The following is a 23,237-nucleotide window of genomic DNA, read 5'->3' as shown; positions in this document are numbered from 1 at the left end:
GTATGGCTGAGCTCCACGACCTGACGGCGATAGAACAACTGGCGGCGCTCCGCGCCCGCGAGATCAGCCCGGTCGAACTCACGCGCCACTATCTCGATCGCATATCCCGCTTGGACGACGGACTCGGCGCGTTCGTGCAGGTGACGGCGGATGCTGCGCTCGCGCGCGCCGCATCGCTCGACGACGGGGACACGGCGGGGGCGGCGCTGTGGGGCCTGCCGTTCGCCGACAAGGACCTCGTGACCCGCGCCGGCGTGCCGACAAGATTCGGCTCCCGTTTGCATCAGGACTTCGTTCCGGATGCCACGGCGGATCAGGCTGCGGTGCTCGACGAAGCCGGCGGCATCAGCCTCGGCAAGACGAACACTCCGGAGTTCGGTCTCACCGGCTACACCGAGACGCAGATCGCACCGCCCGCGCGCGACCCGTGGAACCTCGTGAACGGTGCAGGAGGATCGAGCGGCGGCGCCGCAGTCGCAGTTGCCGCTGGTCTGCTTCCGTTCGCCCCGGCATCGGACGGCGGCGGTTCGATCCGCATCCCCGCCGCGACTGTCGGGGTGGTGGGGATCAAACCGTCACGGGGGAGGGTGCCGTTCGCCTCCGGTCTCGACAGCCCCGGCGGGCTGCCGGTAGCGGGTCCGATCGCCCGCACTGTATCGGATGCGGCGCTGCTGCTCGATGTTCAGGCGGGTGGGCGGCCGTATCCGTACGCGACGTCGGCGCCCGGCCGACGCGCGTTCCTCGAAGCCGCGACTGCGGCTGCGGCATCCGCTCGCATCGGCGTCACGACCGTCTCTCCGTGGGATGACGCCGAAGACATCCGGCTCGATCCCGAGGCGTCGCGTGCAGTCGACGTCGCGACGGCACTGCTGGCGGATGCCGGCCACGGCGTCAACCGGTTCGAGTGGCGTCCGCGCGGCTACGGGGAGATGTTCACGACCATCTGGCGCACGAGCGCCGCGCGGATGCATCTGACCGATGCCCAACTCGAGCTCGTGGAGCCGATCACCGCATGGCTGGTGCGCGAGGGTCGGGCGTTGACGGGCACTCAGGTGCTCGACGCGCTCGCCGCGGCGACGGTCTTCGAGCGCGAGACCATCACCGCGTTCGCCCCGTTCGAGGCCGTGCTCACACCGGCGCTGGCGCTGCCGCCGCAGCCGGTCGGATGGTTCCACCCGACCGATGCCCCCGAGAACTTCTCCCAGCAGGTGCGGTACGCACCGTACTCGAGCTTCGTCAATGTCGCCGGCCTGCCCGCGATCGTGGTGCCCGTGACGCTGAGTGCATCGGGGCATCCCGTGAGCGTGCAACTGATCGGTCGGCCGGGTGGGGAAGCGCGCATCATCGCGCTCGCCGCCGAGCTGGAGCGGGGCGTCGGCTCGTTGCCGAAGCCGGATGTCTGGCGTGCGTGAGCACCCTCGTCGTCGCGTACGCGGGTTCGGCATTGGCAGGAAAATAAGCTGGTGCGCTAATTAGCACCAGTGCTATATTGCAGACATGCAAGATGATGACACGAGCGTGTTCGAGGCACTGGCGCATCCGACGCGGCGGCAGATCCTCCAGGATCTGAAGGACGGCGAGCGCGCGGCGGGGGAGATCGCCGCACGATTCGCGGCGACTGGACCGACCATCTCGCGACATCTGCGCGTGCTGCGAGGCGCAGGACTCGTGAGCGAGCGGCGAGACGGGAACCGGATCCTCTACTCCCTCGTGTCCGGACGTCTCGCACTCTCCGTCGGCGACTTCCTCTCCACGGTCTGCCCGGAGCAGATCGTGCTGCGCGAGGTGCGCAAGCGGCGCCCGGCGTCCGTGCCCGACGCAGAGACGGCGCGGGCATCCCTGTCCGACGCAGCCGACGAACCGGCGCGCGCATGACGATCGTCCGCGGTGTGCAGGCGCGGCTGCGCCGGCGTCTACTCCTCAGCTACCGTCTCGATGCGGATGTCGCCCGTGGCCTGCTCCCCGACGGCCTGCGGCCATTGCTCGTCGACGGTCATGCTGTCGCCGGCGTCTGCGTGCTCGGCCTCGAGAGCATCCGGCCGCGATGGGTGCACGGGCGCTGGGGACTCCGCTCCGAGAACGCCGCGCACCGCATCGCCGTCGAGTGGGACGACGATGGTGAGCGCCGGCGCGGCGTGTACATCTTCGAACGGCACAGCTCGGCGTGGTTCCCGGTGCTGTTCGGCGGACGCGCCTTCCCCGGCGTGCACCGCAAGGCACGATTCAGGGTCGACGAGTCGAAGGATCGCTACGCGGTGACGATGGATGCGGATGGCGAGAGCCTCGCGGCGGATGTCGAAGTCGGCGGTGAGTGGAAGAGCGAGTTGTTCCCGACGGTCGAGGATGCATCGGAGTTCTACCGTTCGGGCCTGGTGGGATGGTCGCGGCGGCACGACGGCGTGAGCCTGGAGCCCGTGACGCTCACCTCGACAGCGTGGACGGTGGAAGGAGCACAACTGCTGAGCCTGCGATCATCCTTCTTCGACGCGCTGCCGGAAGGCGCCGCCGTGTTCGACAGCGTGGTCGTGATGCGTGATCTGCCGATTGTCATGACGGCGTAGGGTGAAGAGCGACGGAGGGACGCCGCAGTGATCACTCGGTTCGAAGAACTTGACTGGCAGCCCACACCGATCGGCGACCTCATGCTGCGCCGCCGCACCGAGCCGGCGGTGGGCCGGGAGATCTACGAGGTGAAACTCGGCGACGAGTACCTCATGTCGAGCCTGTTCACCGTGGCAGAGGAAGAGCTCGCCAACCTGGGGCTCGCCGCTGTCGAGGGCGACGAACTCACGGTCCTGGTCGGAGGACTCGGCCTCGGGTACACCGCCGTCGCCGCGCTGCGGGACCAACGCGTACGCGAGCTCACGGTGATCGACCGGCTCGGTGCGGTGATCGGCTGGCACGAGCGGAAGCTGCTGCCGGCGTCGAGCGAACTCGTGAGCGATGCGCGGACCACCCTGGTGGAGGACGACTTCTTCGCCGTGATGCGGGCGGAGCCCGCCGAAGGCCACGGCGGATACTCCGCCATCCTGCTCGACGTGGACCACTCCCCACGGCATCAACTGGATCCGACCCACGCCGACCTGTACGACGCTGCCGGGCTGCGGGCACTCGACCGCCATCTCGCTCCGCGCGGTGTCTTCGCTCTCTGGTCCGATGATCCGCCCGATGACGACTTCATGGTCGAGATGAACGCCGTGTTCGACGCCACCGCGGCGCACGTCGTCGACTTCGACAATCCGGTCACAGGCGGGATGTCATCGAACACGGTCTACGTCGGGCGCAGCCGCGGCTGAACGGCGTCGGCGGGCGCCGATTTCCGTGATCGGCGGAGTTGATCGCGGACAAACGACAGGGTTATGATTAAATGGCCTTACCATTAGGCGAACGGGGTTCCATGGCTCGACGTGACGCGGATGGCCACGACACCCCGCACGATCCCCGCGCACTGCGGATCGATCACTGGCTCACACAGACGATGAACTTGGCGTTCTCGACCAGCCAGTCGATGGCTGCGGTGGTGGTGCCGTTGCTCGCGATCCACGCCGGCCACCCGATCGAGGCCGTCGGCCTTCTCGTCGCACTGTCGGCTGTGACCCAGACTGCTGCACGCCTGGGCATGGGCTCGATGATGAGCCGCATCCCCACGAAGCATTTTCTGATTGCCGCGACCGTGCTGCTCGCGGCATCGTGCGTCGTGCTGGGCGTCAGCGTCGCCCTCTGGGCGTTCGTCGTGGCGCAGCTGCTGCAGGGTGCGGCGCGCGCGTACTTCTGGACCGGCGCACAGACCCACGTGATCCGCTCCTCCGATTCCGCAGTCAAGGCGCTCGCGCGATTGAACGTCATGCAGGGTGTTGGGCAGCTCATCGGCCCGGCTCTTGCCGGGATGATCGGCGCGTGGTCGCTGCAAGTCTCGCTGCTGGCCGCCGCCGCTGCTGCCTTGATCGCGATCGCCCCCTCCTTCGCGCTCGTGCGCTTTCGGCCGTTCGCCTCCAGGAAGCGCGACGCCGCCGCGGGTTCTCGTCAGATCTGGCGGCGGCCCGGGGTCGCGACCGCAGCGAGCATGACCGCCGTCGGCGGCGCCTGGCGCGGCATACTCAACTCCTACCTCCCCGTGATCCTCACAGCAGCGGGCTACTCGGTCCCGATGGCGGGCGCGCTCATCACGCTGACGAACCTGGCCTCGCTGGGTGGCAGTGCTATTGCCGGCCGCGTGAACAGGCTGGGAGCACGTGCGGCGAATGCGCTGGGCACCAGCGCGGCCGGTCTCGGGCTCGCTGTCGCGTCACTGTTCGCCGTGCCGCTGCCGATCGTGATGATTGCGCTCGCGGTCTCGGGCGGCGGCGCGGGAATCCTGCAGACCATCGGCCCTGCGCTCGCCGCGGACTCCGTGATCGACGACGAGCGCGGACGCGCGATCGCGTCGATCGGCACGTTCCGATCTGTCTCGCTGCTGCTCTCGCCACTCGCGACCTCGGCGTTGGTGCTGCTGCTACCCAGTGCCGCAATCGCCGCGGCTGTCGCCGGTATCATGATCTCCAGCCCCGCTCTCGGCGCCATCCGGCGACGCACAGTCGCGGTCGATCCCCCGCCGCCGGCGGACCCCACTCAGGAAGGCGAAGCCGATGAGCGCGATGTCCAATAGCAGCAAGCCTCCAGGAGAGACGGTTCGCGCCGATCTCTTCGCTCCGGTCGAGACGCAGCGCTCCTCGCAGCGGGTCTCCGACCGCATCCGCGCGCTCATCCAGGATGGGACCATCGCGGTCGGCGATCGCCTGCCTCCTGAACGAGAACTTTGCGAGCGTTTCGGCGTCAGCCGCGTGACCCTGCGCGAAGCGCTCCGGATCCTCGAGACGAACGGTCTCATCGAGGTCAAGCTCGGCGTGCGCGGCGGCGCGACGGTGACCGTGCCGTCGGCCGAAGTGGTCAGAGCGGGGATCAGCGACCTGCTGGCGCTGTCTTCACTGCGCGCGGCGGACATCACCGAAGCGCGGGCGCTGATCGAGATCGGCATCATCCCCCTCGTCTGCGAGCGCGCCACCGACGAGGACATCGCGGCGCTGCGCGCGCTCAACGATGCAGCCTTCGCTGCACGCGAGCAGGGGAATTATGACGCCAGGGCTTCGCTCGACTTCCACCTGCGACTGGCGGCGTCAGCCGGTAACCCGGCGATCGACCTGCTCCTGACCTCGTTCCAGCGTCCAATCCTGCGCGCGCTCACCGAGGCATGGCACAGCGGGACCAGTGGCGTCGAGGAGCACAGGCGCATCGTCGACGCGATCGCTGCGCGCGACGCGGACACCGCTACGACGATCATGCGCGAGCACCTGCAGCGCACGGCTGTCCGCGTCGCCCGGTCCTGACACCGCGCGCTTGACAGCCGTCCTGAACTAATGGATGATCAACTTATGCAAATGGACTTACCATTCGCACATATGTGACCGATGTGCTCGAGGAAGAGCCACGACGATGCACCCACCCGCGACAGACCAGGAGCAACCATGAAGCTCGTAGCCCACCGTCACCTATGCCAGAGCTATGGCAACTGCCTCGCGGTCGATCCTGAGCATGTCGACCTCGACGATGAGGGACTCGTCTTTCTCCTCCGCGACACCGTGGAGGAGGGCGAGCTCGCCAAGGTGCAGGCCGGCATCCGCAGCTGCCCCGTGAACGCTCTCGAGCTGGTCGAAGCCGATGCCTGAGAAGGCCGAGCACCCAGGGCGCATCGTCATTGTCGGCGGATCCGTCGCCGGTGCGCGCACGGCGCAGGCGCTTCGCGCAGAAGGCTTTGCGGGCGAGTTGATCGTCGTCGAGCCGGACACGGGAGAGGCGTACGACCGTCCGCCGCTGTCGAAGGCATACCTGACCGGCGCGTGGACGCGCGAGCAGATCGAACTCATCCCCGGCGGGTGGGCGTCGATCGATGTGACTGTCGTGCAGGCATGGGCGGATTCGCTGGACGCGCAGGCGCGCCGCCTCACCCTCTCCAACGGTGAGACGCTCGACTATGATCGCCTCGTCATCGCGACCGGTCTCGCTCCGCGCCGGCTGCTCACAACCGACGGCGCGCCGATCGGACATGTGATCGGCACTGCGGCGGACGCGGATGCGCTCCGTGATCGGCTGAAGAGCGGCGGCTCCGTCGTCGCCATCGGTGGTGGCTTCGTCGCCGCTGAGGCAGCCTCGGTCGCTCGCGAACTCGGCCTGTCCGTGACGATCCTCGAGCGCCGTGAGCATCTGCTCCAGCGCAGCCTCGGCACCGTCGTCGGCGCTCACATCTCAGAGATGCACCGCGCTAATGGCGTCGACATCCGCAACAACGTAACGGTCGAGTCAATCGAGCGCGACGGCGAAGGCGCACTCCTCGCCCTGTCGGACGGCACCCGGCTGCAGGCAGAGACCCTGATCGTCGGCATCGGCTCCGAGCCGAACACGGCGTGGCTCGAGGGCTCGACCATCAAGGTCGATGACGGCGTGGTGACCGACGCGCGCTTCCGTGCGCTGGGCGGACCAGGCGTTTACGCCGTGGGCGACATCGCACGCTTCTATGACGTGAACTCGGCAAAGTCGCGACGCGTCGGGCACTGGACGAATGCCACGGATCAGTCCAACGTCGTCGCCCACAACCTACTGAACCCCGACGACCCGAACGGGTACCGCGAGGCGCCGTACTTCTGGTCGGACCAGTTCGGCCAGAAGATCCAGGTCGCCGGTCACCCGGAGGAGGACGCGCATGTCGACGTCCTCACCCTGGATGGCCCGGTTCCGCGCCTCGTTGCCGTGTACACGCACGGTGACGACCAGGACTGCGGCGCGGTCGTCACCTTCGGATGGCCCCGCGGCATGGCCGCAGCACGCCGGCTCATGCACCTCGAGCCGAAGTCGGCCGAAATGATCGAAGAGCTCGAGAAGCTCGCCGCCGGCGCTCGCACTCCCGTCCCCGCCTGATCCCCTCCACTCCCACCTCTTCACCCACGAAAGCGAGCACCGCTGATGGCTGCCACCAACATTGGGTCAACAACACCCGAGCCCCGCTCCTGCGAGGATCACGACCACGAGGCCTCCGGCCACGAGGCAGCCCCGCAGGGCGCGACCACGCGCGCGCGTGACCTTGTCGACCTCGAATCCGGCGTGATCAGTCGGAAGGTGTTCACCGACCCGAAGATCTTCGATCTCGAGATGCAGAACCTCTTTCCTCGTGCATGGCTATTCGTCGGCCACGCGACGCAGGTCAGCGAGCCCGGCGATTACTTCTCGTCGAAGATGGGAAGCGATCCGGTGCTGCTCACGCGCGATGTCGACGGCGAGATCTATGTGCTGCTGAACTCGTGCCGCCACCGCGGCATGCGCGTGTGCCGCTATGACGAGGGCAACACGACGCAGTTCACCTGCCCGTACCACGCTTGGTCGTACTCGATGGACGGCAGCCTCGTGAACGTGCCGGGTGACCTGTTCGGCGTGCCCCACATGAAGGCCGCATACGACGGGAAGCTGCCCAAGCAGAACTGGGGCCTCGTGCGCTGTCCGAAGGTCTACAACTACAAGGGCCTCATCTTCGCCAACTGGGATGAGAACGCCGAGGACTTTCTCGACTATGTCGGCGACTTCCACTACTGGCTCGACAACCTCGCCGACGCGTTCGACGGCACCCCAGGTGACACCGAGGTGATCCCCGGTGTGCTGAAGTGGCGCATCAAGTCCAACTGGAAGTTCGTCTCCGAGAACTTCCTCGGCGACACCTACCACGGCGCGTCCACGCACGCCTCGGTCGAAGCCGTCGGCATCGGTCCCGGCGGCCGCGGCAAGCGCCGCCACGGCGAGCGTCAGAACGAGGGCGGGCACTCCACCGGCCGCATGAAGACGTCGTTCCGCAAGGGTCACGGCGCGAGCGACAACCTGGCATACGAGATCTCCTACCCCGAGTTTGCCGAGCCGGAGATGAACGAGTACTTCGACAACGCCTGGGCCGTCCGCAAGGAGCGCCTCGACGCCGAAGGCCGCCTCCTCGGCGGACGCGGCCCTGCGACCATGTTCCCGAACATGTCGTTCGCGGCCGGCTTCCCGCGCAGCATACTCGTCGCGCACCCGATCAGCCCCACCGAGACAGAGGTCTGGCGCTGGTTCCTCGCGGACAAGGGTGCGCCTCAGCACGTGCGCGAATGGTTGCGTCAGTACTACATGCGCTACGGCGGGCCGGGCGGCATGACCGAGCAGGACGACATGGAGAACTGGGACTACGCGACCCAGGCCTCGCAGGGTGTCATCGCTCAGCGCTACCCGTACAACTATCAGCAGGGTCTTGGCACCGAGCAGCTCTCCGAGCTGGATCGTGCGATCCATTCGAACCACGCGATCTCCGGCGAGGTGAACGCCCGCGCGTTCTACCGCCGCTGGTCGGAGTTCGTCGACAACCTCAGTTGGGAAGAGCTGATCGAGGTTTCGCAGTCGGATGACCGCATCCAGGCGATCATCCGTCGTCAAGAGGAACTGGCCGCGGCCGAGCTCGCCGCAGAAGAGGAGACGCGCTGATGGCCGAGACGCCGGACTACTCCCAGGGCCCTGACCGCTGGGTGCTGCTGCAGGAGGTATCGGAGTTCCTCTACGCCGAGGCCGACCTGCTCGACGAGCGGCGCTACGGGGAGTGGCTCGATGTGCTCGCGGACGACTACCAGTACAGCGTCCCGCTACGCCTGAACGTCGAATTCGCCGATGCCGACACTCGGAGCGAGACCAAGGTCGGTGAAGAGCTGTGCTGGTTCGACGAGCCGAAGTCGACGGTCGAGATGCGCGTGCAGCAGCTCGAAACCGGCGTGCACTGGGCCGAGGAGCCCGTGTCCCGGGTGTCGCACCTGGTCACCAACGTGCGCATAGTGGAGGTCGACGCCCCCGCGGACGGTCCCCTCGAGGTGCAGCTTTCGAGTCGGTTCCTCGTCTACCGGAACCGCGTCGCGGACGAGACCGACTTCTTCGTCGGGCGCCGAAAGGACACTCTGCGCAAGACCGACGGCGGCTGGAAGGTCGTGCGCCGGTTCTTGCTGCTCGACCAGACGGTGCTGCTCGCGAAGAATCTGTCGGTGTTCCTCTGAGCCAGAGTGGCTGAATACCATTTCCCGCGGTGCAGAAAAAACACGTTTCTGCACCGCGGGAAGTGCTGCTGTATGCTGGCGAAATGGCAACCGACGTCGCACCCAAGCAGCCGAACTATCCGATCTCATCGGTCGGTAACGCGCTGCGGTTGCTACTCATGTTCAAGGAGCAGCCGCGAATCCGGCTGTCCGATGCCGCCAAGGCCCTCGGCGTCTCGACGTCCACGGCGCACCGCCTGCTGATGATGCTGCAGGCCCATGACTTCGTGCGCCAGGACCCGGAGGCGCGCACGTACGTGCTCGGCCCTGTGCTGCTCGATCTGGGGCTCTCCGCGGTGCGCAATATGGACGTTCGGGTGATCGCCCGCCCGATCCTCGCCGAACTCGCATCGCGCCTGGATGAGACTGTCCACCTCGCGGTGCTGGAGGACACCCACGTCCGCTACATCTTCAGCATCGAAGGCAAGCACCAGCTGCGGATCGCCGACCGCACCGGTCAGGTGGTGCCGGCACACACCAGCGCCATCGGTCGCGCGTTCCTCGCCGACATGCCCCGCGACCAGCTCGACAAGATCATGAAGAACCTCGAAGCCGAGGGCGTCGATGTCGTCGCGCTCGAAGCACAGCTCGAGCAGATCCGCGAGGTGGGCTACGCCCTGAACTACCGCCCCGACGACGTAACCTCTCTGGCCATGACCCTCCAGGATGCGCAGGGGCGCTCGCTCGCCGCCATCAACGCAGCCGGCCCCTCTTCGCGCATGTCGAAGCAGGGGCAGAAGCAGATCGCCCGGCAGCTGCACGCAGCCGCCGCGCAGATCGAGGAAGCCTTGCGCGCAGCATCTTAATCCCGCGCGATATGCGACGACGACCACCGCGCACGCGACGCACACATGACGATGCCCCTCCGCTACGGGACGGGCATCGTCATGTCCAGGGTGGTATCAGGCGACAGCGAGCCCCGCGTGCTGGAGGCGCGAGCGCTGGTAGCGCCACACGAATCCGTCGTTGAAGGCCGAACCGAGATCCGGCATCGCGGCCATGTCCTCGGGGGAGACCTCGAAGTCGACCGGGCCGCGGGCGCTGGCGCGCACCAGCATCCTAGCCAGGATCTCGATGTTCAGGGCGCGCACCACCGCCTGCTCGACGGTCTCGCCGACGGTAACCACACCGTGTCCGCGCATGACCAGCACCGGCACATCGCCGATGGCCTCTGCCACCTCGCGCCCGAGCTCATCCGTGTTGATGAGCAGGCTGCGAGGGTAGGTCGGTACGCCTCCGGCCGCCATGCGCATCGCCGGCATGTTGTACGCGCCGACGACGGGACGCAGCTCGATGCCGGCGAGGTCGGCGGCGATGACGAACGGCGCGTGCGCGTGCACGACCGCGTTCACATCCGGCCGGGCGCGCAGCACCTCGGCGTGAATGGGCAGCTCGTTCGGCACCTTGTAGCCGCCGTCGAGCGTCACGCCGGGGATGACCTCGTGGATGTCGTCAGGGCTGGTGAAGAGCAGCCCGTTCTCCTGCGGGCCGCGGCAGCGGATGGCGATACCGGCGTCCGTCCGCAGGCTGACATGACCGAGGATGTCTTCCGCCAGACCCGCATTAGCGATGATGCGGCACGCCTCGGCGAGGAGGTTGCGGGTGCCGGCGTCGAACGTCATCAGGCGCCCTGCGTGCGCAGCTGTGTCAGCAGCTCCGTGCTCTCGGGGTAGGGGCGCGTCGCGTAGTCGCCCTCTGCCGCGGCCGCGAAGAACTCAGTCGCCGCGGCGAGCGTCGCGCTCGTGACGCCGGCGGACTCGGCCAGGGCCGAGGCGAGGCGCAGGTCCTTGGCGATCGTGGTGGCTGGTGCGTGCTTGGCGACGGCGCGCTTGTTGTCGGAGTAGTACTCGACGACGCCCCTGAGACCACCGGCGACACCGCTCGAGTGCTGGATGGCGTCGATCACCGTGGGCACGTCGAGACCAGCCTTCTCGGCGATGACGATCGCCTCAGCCACGGCCAAGTGCGTTGCGTACTTCACGTGTTGGTGCACGAGCTTGGTCGAGAAGCCCTTGCCGAGGGCGCCGGTGTAGATGATTTTCCCTGAGACGTCGTTCACGATCTCCTCGGCAGCGCCCAGCGAGCCGACTGCGCCGCCCACCATGACCGTGAGGTTCGGAGACGTGCCGGAGACGGGGGCGTCGATGTAGCGGATGCCGCGACCCAGTGCCTCGACACGCTCTGAGATCTCGAGGGCAAGTTCAGCGTCACCGGTGGTCATGTCGACGATGATCGCGCCGTCCTTGAGCCCGGAGACCAGACCGTCCTCTTCCTTGAAGAGCACTTCGCGCACGGCGGTCGGGTTCGGCAGCGTGAGGAAGACCACGTCGCTGTCCTCGGCCAGCTGACGCGGACTCGTCGTGGGGGTCGCGCCGATCATGGCCGTCGTCGCCACCCGGGCCGTGTGACGGTCCCATACGGCGAGCGGGTGCTCGGCCGCGATCAGGCTGTCGCTGAGCGACTTGCCCATCCCGCCGAGACCGACGACTCCGACATGGTTCGTGTTCATAGGTTTCACCCTTCGTTGCAACGGTGCTGCTTCCGTCATCCTACAGAAAACATTTCCGCACAACAATAGGTCGTACCGCAATCGATGGGTGGTCGACTTCGCTTGACAGCCTCAAAAGTTCCCCCGTACACTCACCCTCTAGAAACATTTTCTGTACTGTGAAGCGGCTTCAGGGTCGCGACGAACCGGGAACACCCGTACTCGGCGGCACACAGTCACCCGTCCTGGCGAAGGTGCCAGAGAGGAGTTGCGCATGCTCGACGCGATCATGAGTGCGCTCGGCCAAGCGTTGAGCCCGATGTCTCTGCTGATGCTTCTCATCGGCGTGGTCATCGGCTTCTTCGTCGGCATCCTCCCGGGTCTCGGCGGTGCCGTGACACTGGCGTTGCTGATCCCGGTGACCTTCGGCATGGATCCGATCCCGGCGTTCTCGCTGCTGCTCGGCATGTATGTCGTCTCCGCGATCGCGGGAGATTTCACCTCAATCCTGTTCGGCATCCCTGGAGAGCCAACCGCCGCGGCGATGGTCCTCGATGGATATCCGCTGAACAAGAAGGGGCAGGCGGGCCGTGCGCTCGGCGCTTCGCTGTCGAGCTCGGCGATCGGCGCCATTTTCGGCGCTCTGCTCCTGATGGCGCTGATACCCGTCATGCGGCCGTTGATGATGAGCATCAGCGCCCCTGAGCTGTTCGCCGCGGCCGTCCTCGGTCTCACCTTCATCGCTTCGCTGTCCACCGGCAGCATCAACAAGGGCCTCGTCATGGCGACCCTCGGCGTGCTGCTGTCGCTCGTCGGCATCGATCCGAACGTCGGCGTCGAGCGCTTCACATTCGGTAGCCTGCACCTGTGGGAGGGCATCGGCATCGTCCCTGTGGTCGTCGGCCTGCTCGGCGGCGCCGAGGTGCTGCAGACCATGCTCGACAAGACGGGCGGCAACAAGCAGGCATCACCCCCCAACCTCGGCGGCGTGATGCGAGGCGTGAAGGACAGCTTCAAGCACTGGTGGCTGATGCTGCGCGCCAGCGCGATCGGTGCCGTGCTCGGCATCCTTCCCGGCCTCGGCGGCTCGGTCTCGCAGTTCATCGCCTACGGTCACGCCAAGCAGACCTCGAAGCACCCAGAGGAGTTCGGCAACGGCTCCATCGAGGGCGTCGTGGCAGCCGGCGCCACCACCACAGCGAAGGACGGCGGTCACCTGGTCCCGACGATCGCCTTCGGCGTGCCGTCCGGCGCCAGTATGGCTGTTCTGCTCGGTGCCTTCCTTATCCTCGGCCTCAACCCCGGCCCGGAGATGCTCGACGAGCATCTCGACGTCACCCTGTCGCTCGTGTGGATCATCGTGCTCAGCACGATCGTCGCGGTGATCATCGGCTTCGCACTGATCCGCCCCCTCGCGAAACTGACCTCGGTCACCGGCCGCGTGCTCGTGCCCTTCCTGATCGTGATGCTCACGATCGGCGCGTACTCGAACACGAACTCGCTCGACGACGTCTGGATCATGCTCGTCTTCCTCGCGATCGGTGTGCTCGGCAGCCGCTTCAAGTGGCCGCGGATCCCGCTGCTGCTCGGCCTCGTGCTTGGTGAGATCCTGGAGAGGTACTTCACGGTGAGCTACTCGCTGTTCGAGTTCACCTGGCTCAACCGCCCCGGTGTCGTCGTCATCGAGGTCATCATCGGCGCGATGATCGTGTTCACCGCGGTCCGTGTCGGACTCAAGAAGCGCGCTGCCAAGAAGGCACGCACTCTCACGGGAGGTCTCGTATGAGCACTGAAGCCTTTTTCTCCCCGACCGCCGCCGAGCACGTCTCGTGGTGGAAGCGGGTGAACAAGTCCGATATGATCATCACCGCGGTGCTGCTGGGATTGTTCGTCATGGCGTTCTCGATGGCGCTAGGCTTCCCCGCCCTCGCCGGGTACTTCCCGCTCGGGGTGAGCGCTGCCGGCGCGATCGCCAGCCTCTGCTTCCTCATCCGGGTGCTGTTCTTCCCGCGCACGCCCGACGCTCCCAAGACGAACATCCCCGAGGTCGCGAAGTCGATGTCGGAGCAGGAGTACGAGTTCTTCAAGAGCCTCACGGGTCGCGATTGGCTCAGCTCCCTCGGCTGGCTCGGAGGATTCTTCATCGGCCTCGCCGTGTTCGGAATCTATGTCGCGCTCGTCGTGTTCACCGTCGGGTACCTGAAGTTCCAGGCCGAGAAGTCGTGGTGGTTCGCGGCGATCTACGCCGCATGCCTGACCGGCCTCGTCTTCGTGGCCTTCGAGATCGCGCTCAAGCTGCCCCTGCCCGGCGGCCTGCTCGGACTCGCCTGATCATCTCCTCCCACCCGCACCACTTCAACCTCACCGGGTCCTGTCACGGGCACCCGAACTCGAAAGGATCTACCATGCGCAAGATCGCAGCAGGCATCCTGGCAGTCGCCATCGTCGGCGCACTGGCCGGATGCTCATCCAGCGGCACCGCAGCCGCACCGGCCAGCGCTGAGGATGCGGCCGCCGCATTCAAGGACCAGACCATCACGCTCGTGGTGCCGTTCGATCCGGGCGGAGGGTATGACGTCTACGCCCGCATGCTCGCACCGGAGCTCGCCAAGCAGCTCGATGCCACGGTCATCGTCGAGAACAGGCCCGGCGCCGGTGGCATCCTTGCCACCAACGAGCTCGTCCGCGCCGACGCGGACGGCCTCACCATCGCGATGTTCAACGGCCCTGGCCACCTCGGTGCGGCGCTGGCGAAGACCGACGGCGTGCAGTACGACGCCGAGGCGATCAGCTACATCGGTCAGATCAGCTCCGAGCCCGACGTCGTCGTCGGCAGCGGCTCGACCGACATCGAGACGGTCGAGGACATGGCCGGCACGCGCTTCGCGGCCACCGGCCCCGGATCGAACGAGTACATCGACCCGGTCGTGCTGAACGAGCTGCTCGGCCTCAAGGCCGAAGTCGTCACCGGCTTCGCATCGAGCAACGAGGCGAGCCTGAACGTCGTGCAGGGCAACGTCGATCTGCACTCGCGCTCGTTCGGCAGTCAGCTGCCGGGCATCCTCGCCGGCGACCTCACGCCGCTGCTCGTGATCGGTGTAAACACCGGCGAGGCAGAGATCGCCGACGTGGCGAACCTAGTCGATGTCGTTCCTGCCGATAAGAAGGAGCTCGCTGAGCTGCACTCCGACCTCGTGTCGAGCGGCCGCATCATTGGCGCCCCTCCTGGGGTCGACGAGGCGACGCTGAAGGTGCTCCGCGACGCGTTCGAAGCAGTGCTCACCGACCCTGCCTTCGAGAAGCAGGCGGCCGAAGCCGGTCGCCCGGTCCACTTCCTGAGCGGCGAGGACGTGCAGACGCTCGTCACCAACGTGATGAACTCGCCCAAGGAGTACGTCGACCTGATCACCGAGGCATACGGCGGCTGATCTGTCGAGGACACAGGGGTCGTGAATCGGAGACATCCGGTTCACGACCCCCTTCTCGTCGTCCAGGCGCGATGTCATTCCTCGGTCGTGAGTGATTTCTCTTCGTCGGGCGGTATGGCCAAAGGGCGCGCGAGGTAGAGGGTGCGCGCCATGCGCATGAAGCGGTCGCGCACGAGGGGCAGTGGCAGCCCGGACTGGCTGCGCACGTTCTCGGTATCGCCGCCGAGGAGTTCGGTCGCCGCGCGATCAGCGGGTTCGATGGCGTAGTCGATCATGCCCTGCGCGATCAGCACCTCGGCGTCGCCGAACGTGCGACGGGTGATCGAAGAGACGCCGACGGGTCCCATAGGCGTCATGATGGCCCCGTCCTCACGCACGCTCGCCTGCAGTCCGAGCTGGCGCAGCGATGCGAGCGCCCATTCCGTGGCGGCCTCCGCAACGTTCGCGGCCCCGGCCGACAGTAGTGCCTCCTCGTTCGCGATCACAGACCAGAGGATCGCGGCCGGCCCTGGTGCCAGCCACTGTCCACCGCCGGTGACGCGGTGCACCCCACTCGCCTCGATGACGGGCGAGCCCGACGCTGAAGCGTCGGCGGCGATCAGGAGTGCTCGTTCATCGGTCTGCCACAGCCGCAGCAACGGGTCTCGCCGCCCGTGGAGGATATCGTTCGCGAGCACGTCATCGAGAGAGCATCCCGAGGCCGGATCCCGCGGGTCGTTCTCGATGATCACGTTCCACCGAGGGCGCTTGGTGCGCGGGCGCAACGATGATGGTGTGGGCATGCATCAACTTTAGGTCGGGCTGCGACCTGAGGAAATGCGCCCTACCCGGCGCCGGTCAGCGCCGAACGCGGGCGCGCGACTTCGCGACGCTGGCCAGAGTCTCGCGCAACGGGGTGCCGAGGTAGAGTCCCAGCGATGCGCCCGCGGCGAGGCCGATGCCGATCGAACCTGCGAGCACGAGCGGACTGATGCTCACCAGCATCCCCTCGGCAGTGCCGTTCGAATCCACCATCCCGAGCAATCCGCGGAAGACCGCCGAACCGGGAACGAGCGGGACGATCGCCGCCGTCGTGACGGCGACGGACGGGACGTGGAAGTTCCGGGCGATCAGGATGCCGATGAAGCTCGCCATGAGCGCGCCGACGCCGCTCGCGGCGGCCTCGTGGATGTCGAGGAGGACCGCGAGGTTGTAACCGACGATCGCGATCACGCTCAGTCCTGCGCTGACGAGGATGATCCGCATCCCCGCGCCGTTGAACAGCGCGACGGCGACGGCGATGATCACGGAGCCTGCGATCTGATGGGCGAGTGAGCCGAACGGCAGGATGTCATCTGGCAGCGCCATGCTGAAGCCCACCAGCCGCGCGAGTTCGAGGCCGATGAGGATGCCGAGGACGACTCCGACCGTCTGCATCGTGAGATCGAGGATGCGGCCGCCGGCGGTGAGTGCGAATCCGTCGATGGCATCCTGAGCCGCACCGACGACGGTGAGCCCGGAGAGCATCAGCACGATGCCAGAGGCGACGATGATCGACGGCTGCACCTGATCGAACGGAGCGATGCCGGCGGCGCCGAGGGCCGAGGTCGCGGTCGCGATGACGGTGATGACGAACGCGCCGGCGATCTGGCTGAAGAACGACGGAACCTGCAGGCGCGCGAGCCCGGCCTGCGTGAACGCCGCGCACAGGGCGGCGATGAAGGTCAGCAGGATGATGATCGGCGATGCGGCGAGCAGGATGGCGACGCCGACGGTGAGCAGCGCACGCGCGATGATCACGACGAGGGGACGGTAGAGGAACGGCGTGCGCCGGATGATCCGGAACGCCATCCGCGCGGCATCCAGGTCCAAGCCCTCGGTGATGTCGACGACCAGCGCCTGCAGTCGCTGCAGCTTCGCGTGATCGGGCGATGCCGCGCGCACCACGCGCATCAGGGTGGTCGGCCAGTCTTCTTCGCCCCGGTGGTACGACACGCTGATCGCGCTGAAGGTGACTTCCACGTGCACCCCGGTCAGGCCGTACACGCGGGCGACGCGGGTGATGGCGAAGGTGACGTCGTGCGCCGAGGCCCCCACGGCGAACATCGATTCCCCGATCCGCAGTGCGAGGTCGAGGATCTTGACGACGACCGTCTCGCCCACCACGGCGTGCATCTCGGTGAGTGCGACCTTCGAGGGATCGGTGCGGATGGCGCGACGGACGGAAGTCAACAACCTCCACTGGCGTTCGGGGGACATACCTCCATTGTGTCGAGGAGGTGCCTGGGCGTCACCCCTGCGGGCTCTGCGGCGCGCCGGAGCGTGTACGAAGGCGGAAGCGGCCGCGAATGAACGGCAATGCGGGTGCGCGGTACTCGAGCGCTGCTTCATGGTCGGGCTGAAGGACGATCTCGGCCTCGCCGAAGCGCCAGAGCCTGTTGAAGAGGAAGACGCCCAGCGTCACAGTCTCATCGGATGGAACCTGCCAGGTGCCGAGGCCCCACTGCGTCGGCTGACCGCGTCCTGCGATGACGAGCGTCGGCCTGACGCCTGCGTAGAGGGCGAACCACGGCTTGTGCATGGTCAGTTCGATGCGCCGGGTTGCGCCGGCGGGCACGGGCGGGTTCGCGCTCACAGGATCACGTCTTCTGCGGCGACCAATGTGCGCCAGCCTTCCGGGCGCACGGCCTGCGCCGCCAGCACGTCGGCTTCCGGCAAGGCACCGAAGTCGACGCCGCTCATGTCGGCGATGTCTGCGATCGGCACCTGAAAGGTGCGGAACGCCCCCAGCGGTGGTGTGGCGAGAAGCCCCTCGGAGATGTCGACGAGGTCGGACTGGTCGAGGATGAAGCCCGTCGCCGCGAGCCCGGTCGGGCCCTGCCATGCGGCGATCTTCCAGAAGCGGAGGGGGATTCGGATGCCGCGATACGGCGGATCGTCATCGGCGAGCACCGGCGCAGTGAAGACGGACACGCGCTGGTCGGTGGTCTCGGCGTATTCGAGGACGTGATCCTCGAGACCGAGCCAGAGTTCTTTGGACTGGTTGAAGCCGGCCGCCTGCGGCGCTGCGTTCGGGTAGAAGAACGTCGCCTCCGTGGCGTCTCGAGCCTCAGCGGGCGCGCCCCAGCCGGGGTCGCGGCGGCGCACGAGGTGGCCACGATCGAGGTCGTTTCGCGCGTACACATCCGGACCGGTCTGCTCGTCTGCCGGGAGCCGTGGATCGAGGCGCCAATCGCCGGTGCGCGGCACATCGACGAGCCGGGCGCCGTCGATGTTGACGCCGGTGACTGCGGCGAGTCGGCGCTGCGGTTCGACCAGAACGGAGAACCGCGGATAGGTGAGTTCGCGAACGTCGAGAACGGGGCGGGGGATCGGAAGCGGTGTGGCCAGGAACCCGGCGTCGTACCCGTCAGTCATGTGTCCATCGTGCCCGATGCGGCGGTGCGGTGTGTACCGTCACCGCTCACGCGAGCGGTACCGGGTGAAGTCGCGTGATCTCCCGGGTGGCGAGGTCGATCACGACGGCGGTGTCTTCGGGGATCCGCGTCCATCCCTCGGCGTCCAGGCCGCTGGAGATGACGTGGACGGCGTCGTCGGTGATGCGGTAGTCCATCGCGTAGTACTCGGTCGCGTGACTCGCCGGCATCGCCTCATCCGACTCGAAGAGCTCTCGGAGGGACTCGACGGGCGAATCGACGCGGCTGTTGATGTGGATCGCGAACAGCCGCGTCGGCGTGAGAAGGAGCGCGTTGAGGCTCGAGTTCGGGAACTCGCGCACCAGGATCTCGAGCGCGCGGGTGACGCCCCGTGCCTCGTCACCCGAAGCCTCATCGATGCACTGCATGAGGAGGCGGAAGTAGCGCTCGCTGTCGGTGTCGCCCATGAGCTTCGCTCGCGACGCCGTGCTGAGCTGTTCTTCGAGGTGTGCGATCGGTGCGATGTGGCCGTTGTGGGCGAATGCGTATCCGGCATCGGTGAACGGGTGGGTGTTCGCGGGCGACACCGGTAGACCTCCCGTCGCCCAGCGCAGGTGCACGAGGCCGCAGCATCCGAGTGCCTGCTCTGCGAGCGAGCTGTACTGGGGATCGACCGAGGCGTTCTGCGCCGAGGAGACCGCTTCGGTCGGCGCGTCGAGCGAGCGGTGCCATGCCATGCCCCAGCCATCGCTGTGCACTTCGGTGAGGGCGGTGAAGGTCTCGAAGTCTTCACGGCCGAGGACGTCGACGACCGAAGTCGGGCGCGTGGTGACATAGCCGAGCAATCTGCACACGATGCGATTCTCCTCTCGTTCTCACCTCGAGCTTTCTCTCTTCGCCCCGTACAGGCAAACTGGGCGCATGCGTACCGTCGGTGTTGAAGAGGAACTGCTGCTGGTCGATGCCGAGAGCGGGCGACCGCGATCGGTTGCCGCTCGCACCCTGCAGTATGCGGAAGAGACTGCGAAGCCTGCTGAGCCGGCGAACGGCGCCGAGCCTGCCGCGCCCGACGACGCGCCAGGTGGTTCGCTCGAGCACGAACTCCAGCAGCAGCAGATCGAGACCGACACGATTCCGCACACCGACATGGTCGCGCTCGGCGACGGTGTGCGGGCGTGGCGGGAGTATGCGATCACCGCGGCGCGTCGTGCGGGCGCTCGGGTGATTGCCTCGGGGACATCGCCGCTGCCGGTCGGAGCCGCGATCGTCGGCAAGCCTCGATACCTGAAGATGGTCGAGCACTTCGGAATGACGACGACCGAGCAGCTCACGGGCGCATGCCACGTGCACGTCTCCATCGAATCGGACGATGAAGGCGTCGGTGTGCTCGACCGCATCCGAGGCTGGCTTCCTGTTTTGCTCGCGCTCAGCGCCAACTCTCCGTTCTGGCAGGGTGAAGACACGAAGTACGCGAGTTTCCGCTCTCAGGCCATGGTGCGCTGGCCTACCGCTGGTCCGACCGAGGCGTTCGGAACTGCCGAGAGGTATCACGAGCTCGTCTCCTCGATGATCGCCTCCGGCGCGATCCTCGATGAGGGCATGGTCTACTTCGATGCGAGGCTGTCGCATCATTACCCGACGGTCGAGATCCGTGTCGCCGATGTGTGTCCGGATGCTGCGGACACCGTGCTGATCGCCGCACTGTGCCGCGCCCTCGTCGACACGGCCGCGGCCGAATGGAGCGCGGGGGAGGACCCGCTGCCTATCTCAGTCTCGATGTTGAGGCTCATGAGCTGGCAGGCCGGACGGTTCGGCATCGAAGGTGACCTGATCGATCCCCGAACGTTCAAACCCCGTGCCGCACGCGAGGTCGTCGCCGACCTCATCGAGCACGTTCGTGCGGCGCTGCGCGACAACGGCGACGAGGCGCGTGTCGAGGAGCAGGTCGATCGGATCTTCACTCGCGGCAACGGCGCGATGCGTCAGCGTGCGGTGCTCGAGAAGACCGGCCAACTGAGCGATGTCGTCGCCGACCTCGCGACGGCGACAGCCGGGCTCGACGCCTGACGGCAACCTTTTACTCGGACTAGGACTTAACTGAAAGGGCCCCCAAGAGTAAAAGCCTCTTGAGGGACAGCGGCTCCGACGGGCGTCGATCCGTGACCTCGCGAGTTTCAGTTGGATTCCGTGGGGTAGCGGGTACCCGTTGGTCGCCGTTCGCCGCGTGATTCCGCGGAAGATATCATCGTTGGTGACGGCTGGTTTGGAGTGGTTTCAGTGGAGCTACCGGCACGGAACCGGCACAGATAGCTGCGCCTGCGTAGGCTGTCCGGAAGTTCGTCATCTTGGAGGGTCCGTGCCTGATTGATTTCGATCGGCCTGCCGATCCTATTGCTTGTAGTAGTTGGGGCCGGCGCCGCCTATCGAGTCCGACAGGTGACAGCGACCACATTGACGGACGAACAGCTTGAGGAACTCGGACATGACGTTCTGATGAGTTGGCGTGCGATCGCGAGAGACACCCATACAGATGTCCCGATGACTCGGGAGGCATGGGCGTCCTATGGCGTCACGCCGCAAGAGGCGATCCAGCTTGCGCGTGACCTTGTGCGGCGAGGGCAGATCGTTCTCCCTGAGTATGGTCTGATCCAGTTGTTGATGGGGGAACCGCCGACTGCGGGGCGGCTAACTCAAAACTCCTGGGGAGGCGTATGGGCCGCACGCCGAACGGATCATCGTGAATGGGCCAGCTCACTTTGGTGCTGGCGACCAGCGCAATAGCGGTACGTTCTCCTATCACTTGGAGGCCGCTGAGCGTGACCTGACGGCCTTGTCGTTCGAGGCGGAACGTCTCATTGGGATAGTCACAGAACCCGGGACGCGGGCCAAGCTCTCTCGTGCAGTGGGTGTTGTGGACGACGTGATCGAACGACGTGATGTCTCCGATCCGAGACTCCCTGCTGCGTTGCGATGGCTGGGTTCCTTCTCCGGAGATACAGCTTCCGGGGCCCTAGGGTCGATCGTCGCTAGCCTTGCAATGAGGCTCCTTGATGGACTCGCCTCTTGACGAACTGTCGATCGATGTAGGCACGCTCATCGTCGCCGTGCTGTTGCTCTGCTCTGTCGCAGCGGCGCCCCCGGCGCTGGAATTGTTTGTGCCTGGCTCATCATGCGTCAGAGGCGAGAAGGTTCATCGTTAGTCTCATGACGAAGCGGATCATCAGGGAGCGGTACGCGTCCGGGGGGCGCGGTGACGGCAAGAAAGATATCATCGGCGATGAATTGGCGCCCATAGGTGCCGTACGGGCCTGACAGTATCCCAAGATCGACTAGCTTCTGGATCGCTGGTGATACAGCCTGAGGCGTTCGGCCGAATCGGTCGCTCATGAGCGACACCGTTATGACTTGGTCCCCGATCAGCGCGTCAACGATGTCGCGAATAACGCCACGTGCCCCCGCTCCTTGAAGAATCTGCACGTAGCGTGCCTGAACAGCGAGTATCCGATTTACGCGATGGGCTACGTCCTCGGCAGACGCGGCGATCCCCTCTGCGAAGAATGCGATCCATGGGTTCCAATCACCAGTGGCTGAGACTTGCGCGAGGTGCTCCTGGTAGGTCGCGCGTCTCGCCTCAAGCCAGGGTGAGACGCTGAGCAGGGGCTCACCGACAAGGCCGTCAGTCATGAACTGCAACACGACCGTCAGGCGACCGATGCGCCCGTTGCCGTCGTTGAACGGGTGGAGCGTCTCGAACTGGTAGTGGGCCATTGCGGCAGCAACGATGGGATCGCGTGCTGCACCGCTTCGGTTGATCCACTGTGTGAAGTCTTGAACCGCTACTCCTAGAGCGACTCCTGGAGGCATCGGGACAAAACGAGCGTCCTCAATGGCACCGGTCGGGCTCCCAATCGCGACCTGCGATGTGCGCACTCGCCCGGCCTGCTCGGTGTCGGCATCGGTGCCGCGAACGAGGATGGCGTGCACTGTCTCTAGAAGACCGACGTTCATGGTGCGTCCTTGCTCGACCGCGTCGTATGCCAGGGTGGCGGCTTCGATGTAGTTGAGGACCTCTTGAAGCTCTTTGCTGCGCCCGCTGATCTCGGTTGCGTCGGAAGCCAAGACCTGCTCAAGAGGGGCAAACGTGCCCTCGAGCGCGGACGTGCTTTGCGCTTCGCGGCGGAGCGTAGGGCGGAGGAACAGTCGTGGGTTGGGGACTTGGCGTGAGGCTTGGTCGAGTCGTGCGAGCGCTCGACTGGCTCGAGTGACCGCGTGCCAGGTAGCACCTTCGAGTTGTGGTTCGTCAGTCAGCGGATCTGCGACATAGGCAAAGTGCTCGAACGGACGGTTGAAGCGTCCATCGACGCCAGAGATGGGAGTGAGGGAGCCTAGATGAGTGAGTCCGATTGGCTGTGAACGGCGTGGAGGCTGTTAATCGTTGGCAGAGGGTGTTAAGCCCAATGTGTGAATACCGACCTCAACACCCTCCTGATCACACTTTACGTCCATCTCGATGACCGGATCCTGCCCGCGATCGGCGACACGTCACCGGCTACATCGACAACGCCCGACTCGGCAAAGCCGCCTGAACCACGCATCGACTCGACGAACTCAGCTCAAAAACTAAAGACAAACGCCGAAGTTCTGGACACCAAGAAAAACTAGAGGGCTGGTTCCGAAGCGTTCGACGTCCACAATGTAAGTGTATTTGGATCTACCTACATTATGGGCATGAGATTGAAAGTGGACGGGGGATCTAGCGAGGACATTGAAAGCGGACGCAGGTTCGCCGATAGTTCGGATC

Annotated in this window: 24 protein-coding genes; 16 read left to right on the top strand and 8 right to left on the bottom strand. The window is 66.1% G+C overall.

The annotated features are described in order from the left end of the window. Positions 1 to 2 precede the first annotated feature (2 nt). From J1M43_RS14625 to J1M43_RS14575, 11 genes are all read left to right on the top strand, one after another. Complete coding sequence (locus J1M43_RS14625; protein ID WP_206477137.1) at positions 3 to 1,412, top strand: amidase; 1,410 nt, start codon at positions 3 to 5, stop codon at positions 1,410 to 1,412. Positions 1,413 to 1,497: 85 nt separating this feature from the next. Next, the gene (locus tag J1M43_RS14620) at positions 1,498 to 1,875 is read left to right on the top strand and encodes a metalloregulator ArsR/SmtB family transcription factor (protein ID WP_206477136.1); all 378 of its coding nucleotides are present in this window, start codon (positions 1,498 to 1,500) and stop codon (positions 1,873 to 1,875) included. Beyond that, positions 1,872 to 2,561, top strand: coding sequence for a DUF2071 domain-containing protein (locus tag J1M43_RS14615; RefSeq protein ID WP_206477135.1), 690 nt, complete (start codon positions 1,872 to 1,874; stop codon positions 2,559 to 2,561). The genes J1M43_RS14620 and J1M43_RS14615 overlap by 4 nt, the downstream gene beginning before the upstream one ends. A 27-nt stretch (positions 2,562 to 2,588) precedes the next feature. Continuing rightward, the gene (locus J1M43_RS14610; protein ID WP_206477134.1) at positions 2,589 to 3,296 is read left to right on the top strand and encodes a spermidine synthase; all 708 of its coding nucleotides are present in this window, start codon (positions 2,589 to 2,591) and stop codon (positions 3,294 to 3,296) included. Between the two features lie 101 nt (positions 3,297 to 3,397). Beyond that, a complete protein-coding gene (locus J1M43_RS14605; protein WP_206477133.1) occupies positions 3,398 to 4,645 on the top strand; it encodes an MFS transporter in 1,248 nt (415 codons plus the stop codon). Beyond that, the gene (locus J1M43_RS14600) at positions 4,626 to 5,363 is read left to right on the top strand and encodes a FadR/GntR family transcriptional regulator (RefSeq protein ID WP_206477132.1); all 738 of its coding nucleotides are present in this window, start codon (positions 4,626 to 4,628) and stop codon (positions 5,361 to 5,363) included. Before J1M43_RS14605 ends, J1M43_RS14600 begins: the two co-directional genes overlap by 20 nt. Before the next feature lie 138 nt (positions 5,364 to 5,501). Beyond that, the gene (locus J1M43_RS14595) at positions 5,502 to 5,702 is read left to right on the top strand and encodes a ferredoxin (protein WP_206477131.1); all 201 of its coding nucleotides are present in this window, start codon (positions 5,502 to 5,504) and stop codon (positions 5,700 to 5,702) included. Next, positions 5,695 to 6,948: an NAD(P)/FAD-dependent oxidoreductase gene (locus J1M43_RS14590; RefSeq protein ID WP_206477130.1), complete on the top strand. Its 1,254-nt coding sequence runs from the start codon at positions 5,695 to 5,697 to the stop codon at positions 6,946 to 6,948. Before J1M43_RS14595 ends, J1M43_RS14590 begins: the two co-directional genes overlap by 8 nt. Positions 6,949 to 6,993: 45 nt before the next feature. After that, positions 6,994 to 8,529, top strand: a complete 1,536-nt coding sequence (locus tag J1M43_RS14585) for an aromatic ring-hydroxylating dioxygenase subunit alpha (RefSeq protein ID WP_241245247.1) — start codon at positions 6,994 to 6,996, stop codon at positions 8,527 to 8,529. Then, complete coding sequence (locus J1M43_RS14580) at positions 8,529 to 9,086, top strand: 3-phenylpropionate/cinnamic acid dioxygenase subunit beta (RefSeq protein WP_206477129.1); 558 nt, start codon at positions 8,529 to 8,531, stop codon at positions 9,084 to 9,086. Before J1M43_RS14585 ends, J1M43_RS14580 begins: the two co-directional genes overlap by 1 nt. 83 nt (positions 9,087 to 9,169) lie before the next feature. Next, positions 9,170 to 9,931: an IclR family transcriptional regulator gene (locus J1M43_RS14575; protein WP_206477128.1), complete on the top strand. Its 762-nt coding sequence runs from the start codon at positions 9,170 to 9,172 to the stop codon at positions 9,929 to 9,931. A 96-nt stretch (positions 9,932 to 10,027) separates the two neighbouring features. On the opposite strand, the gene J1M43_RS14570 is transcribed toward J1M43_RS14575, so the two are convergent. Together J1M43_RS14570 and J1M43_RS14565 are read right to left on the bottom strand one after the other, a co-directional pair. Continuing rightward, the gene (locus J1M43_RS14570) at positions 10,028 to 10,747 is read right to left on the bottom strand and encodes a class II aldolase/adducin family protein (protein ID WP_206477127.1); all 720 of its coding nucleotides are present in this window, start codon (positions 10,745 to 10,747) and stop codon (positions 10,028 to 10,030) included. Beyond that, complete coding sequence (locus J1M43_RS14565) at positions 10,747 to 11,673, bottom strand: NAD(P)-dependent oxidoreductase (protein WP_274607452.1); 927 nt, start codon at positions 11,671 to 11,673, stop codon at positions 10,747 to 10,749. Before J1M43_RS14565 ends, J1M43_RS14570 begins: the two co-directional genes overlap by 1 nt. 214 nt (positions 11,674 to 11,887) lie before the next feature. Here J1M43_RS14565 and J1M43_RS14560 point away from each other — a divergent pair, with 214 nt between their 5' ends. The 3 genes from J1M43_RS14560 to J1M43_RS14550 all read left to right on the top strand — a co-directional run bounded on the left by J1M43_RS14560 (position 11,888) and on the right by J1M43_RS14550 (position 15,041). Continuing rightward, complete coding sequence (locus tag J1M43_RS14560) at positions 11,888 to 13,399, top strand: tripartite tricarboxylate transporter permease (protein ID WP_206477125.1); 1,512 nt, start codon at positions 11,888 to 11,890, stop codon at positions 13,397 to 13,399. Beyond that, on the top strand, positions 13,396 to 13,944 hold the full coding sequence (locus J1M43_RS14555) for a tripartite tricarboxylate transporter TctB family protein (protein ID WP_206477124.1): 549 nt from the start codon (positions 13,396 to 13,398) through the stop codon (positions 13,942 to 13,944). The genes J1M43_RS14560 and J1M43_RS14555 overlap by 4 nt, the downstream gene beginning before the upstream one ends. 74 nt (positions 13,945 to 14,018) lie before the next feature. Beyond that, positions 14,019 to 15,041, top strand: coding sequence for a tripartite tricarboxylate transporter substrate binding protein (locus J1M43_RS14550; protein WP_206477123.1), 1,023 nt, complete (start codon positions 14,019 to 14,021; stop codon positions 15,039 to 15,041). Between the two features lie 74 nt (positions 15,042 to 15,115). Here J1M43_RS14550 and J1M43_RS14545 read toward each other — a convergent pair whose 3' ends face one another. Genes J1M43_RS14545 through J1M43_RS14525 form a run of 5 tightly spaced genes read right to left on the bottom strand, consistent with a single transcriptional unit; the run spans position 15,116 to position 19,290 of the window. Further along, positions 15,116 to 15,823, bottom strand: coding sequence for a hypothetical protein (locus tag J1M43_RS14545; protein ID WP_206477122.1), 708 nt, complete (start codon positions 15,821 to 15,823; stop codon positions 15,116 to 15,118). Between the two features lie 55 nt (positions 15,824 to 15,878). Beyond that, positions 15,879 to 17,279, bottom strand: a complete 1,401-nt coding sequence (locus tag J1M43_RS14540; RefSeq protein WP_206477121.1) for a threonine/serine exporter ThrE family protein — start codon at positions 17,277 to 17,279, stop codon at positions 15,879 to 15,881. Between the two features lie 31 nt (positions 17,280 to 17,310). Further along, positions 17,311 to 17,655: a hypothetical protein gene (locus J1M43_RS14535; RefSeq protein ID WP_307823492.1), complete on the bottom strand. Its 345-nt coding sequence runs from the start codon at positions 17,653 to 17,655 to the stop codon at positions 17,311 to 17,313. Then, entirely contained in the window at positions 17,652 to 18,437 is a 786-nt protein-coding gene (locus J1M43_RS14530) for a DNA/RNA non-specific endonuclease (protein WP_206477120.1), read from the bottom strand. Before J1M43_RS14530 ends, J1M43_RS14535 begins: the two co-directional genes overlap by 4 nt. 46 nt (positions 18,438 to 18,483) lie before the next feature. After that, complete coding sequence (locus J1M43_RS14525; RefSeq protein ID WP_206477119.1) at positions 18,484 to 19,290, bottom strand: class II glutamine amidotransferase; 807 nt, start codon at positions 19,288 to 19,290, stop codon at positions 18,484 to 18,486. Between the two features lie 67 nt (positions 19,291 to 19,357). Here J1M43_RS14525 and J1M43_RS14520 point away from each other — a divergent pair, with 67 nt between their 5' ends. After that, positions 19,358 to 20,503: a glutamate--cysteine ligase gene (locus J1M43_RS14520; RefSeq protein WP_206477118.1), complete on the top strand. Its 1,146-nt coding sequence runs from the start codon at positions 19,358 to 19,360 to the stop codon at positions 20,501 to 20,503. A gap of 1,107 nt (positions 20,504 to 21,610) precedes the next feature. Here J1M43_RS14520 and J1M43_RS14515 read toward each other — a convergent pair. After that, the gene (locus J1M43_RS14515) at positions 21,611 to 22,744 is read right to left on the bottom strand and encodes a Fic family protein (protein ID WP_241245502.1); all 1,134 of its coding nucleotides are present in this window, start codon (positions 22,742 to 22,744) and stop codon (positions 21,611 to 21,613) included. 153 nt (positions 22,745 to 22,897) lie between these two features. Here J1M43_RS14515 and J1M43_RS14510 point away from each other — a divergent pair, with 153 nt between their 5' ends. Next, complete coding sequence (locus tag J1M43_RS14510; RefSeq protein ID WP_206477427.1) at positions 22,898 to 23,098, top strand: hypothetical protein; 201 nt, start codon at positions 22,898 to 22,900, stop codon at positions 23,096 to 23,098. Positions 23,099 to 23,237: the final 139 nt, after the last annotated feature.

The organism is Microbacterium sp. KRD172, from assembly GCF_017168295.1.
In the GTDB taxonomy this organism is placed as follows: domain Bacteria; phylum Actinomycetota; class Actinomycetes; order Actinomycetales; family Microbacteriaceae; genus Microbacterium; species Microbacterium profundi.
The sequence above is the reverse complement of the archived record's forward strand: the minus strand, read 5'-3'. Positions and strand labels throughout refer to the sequence as shown.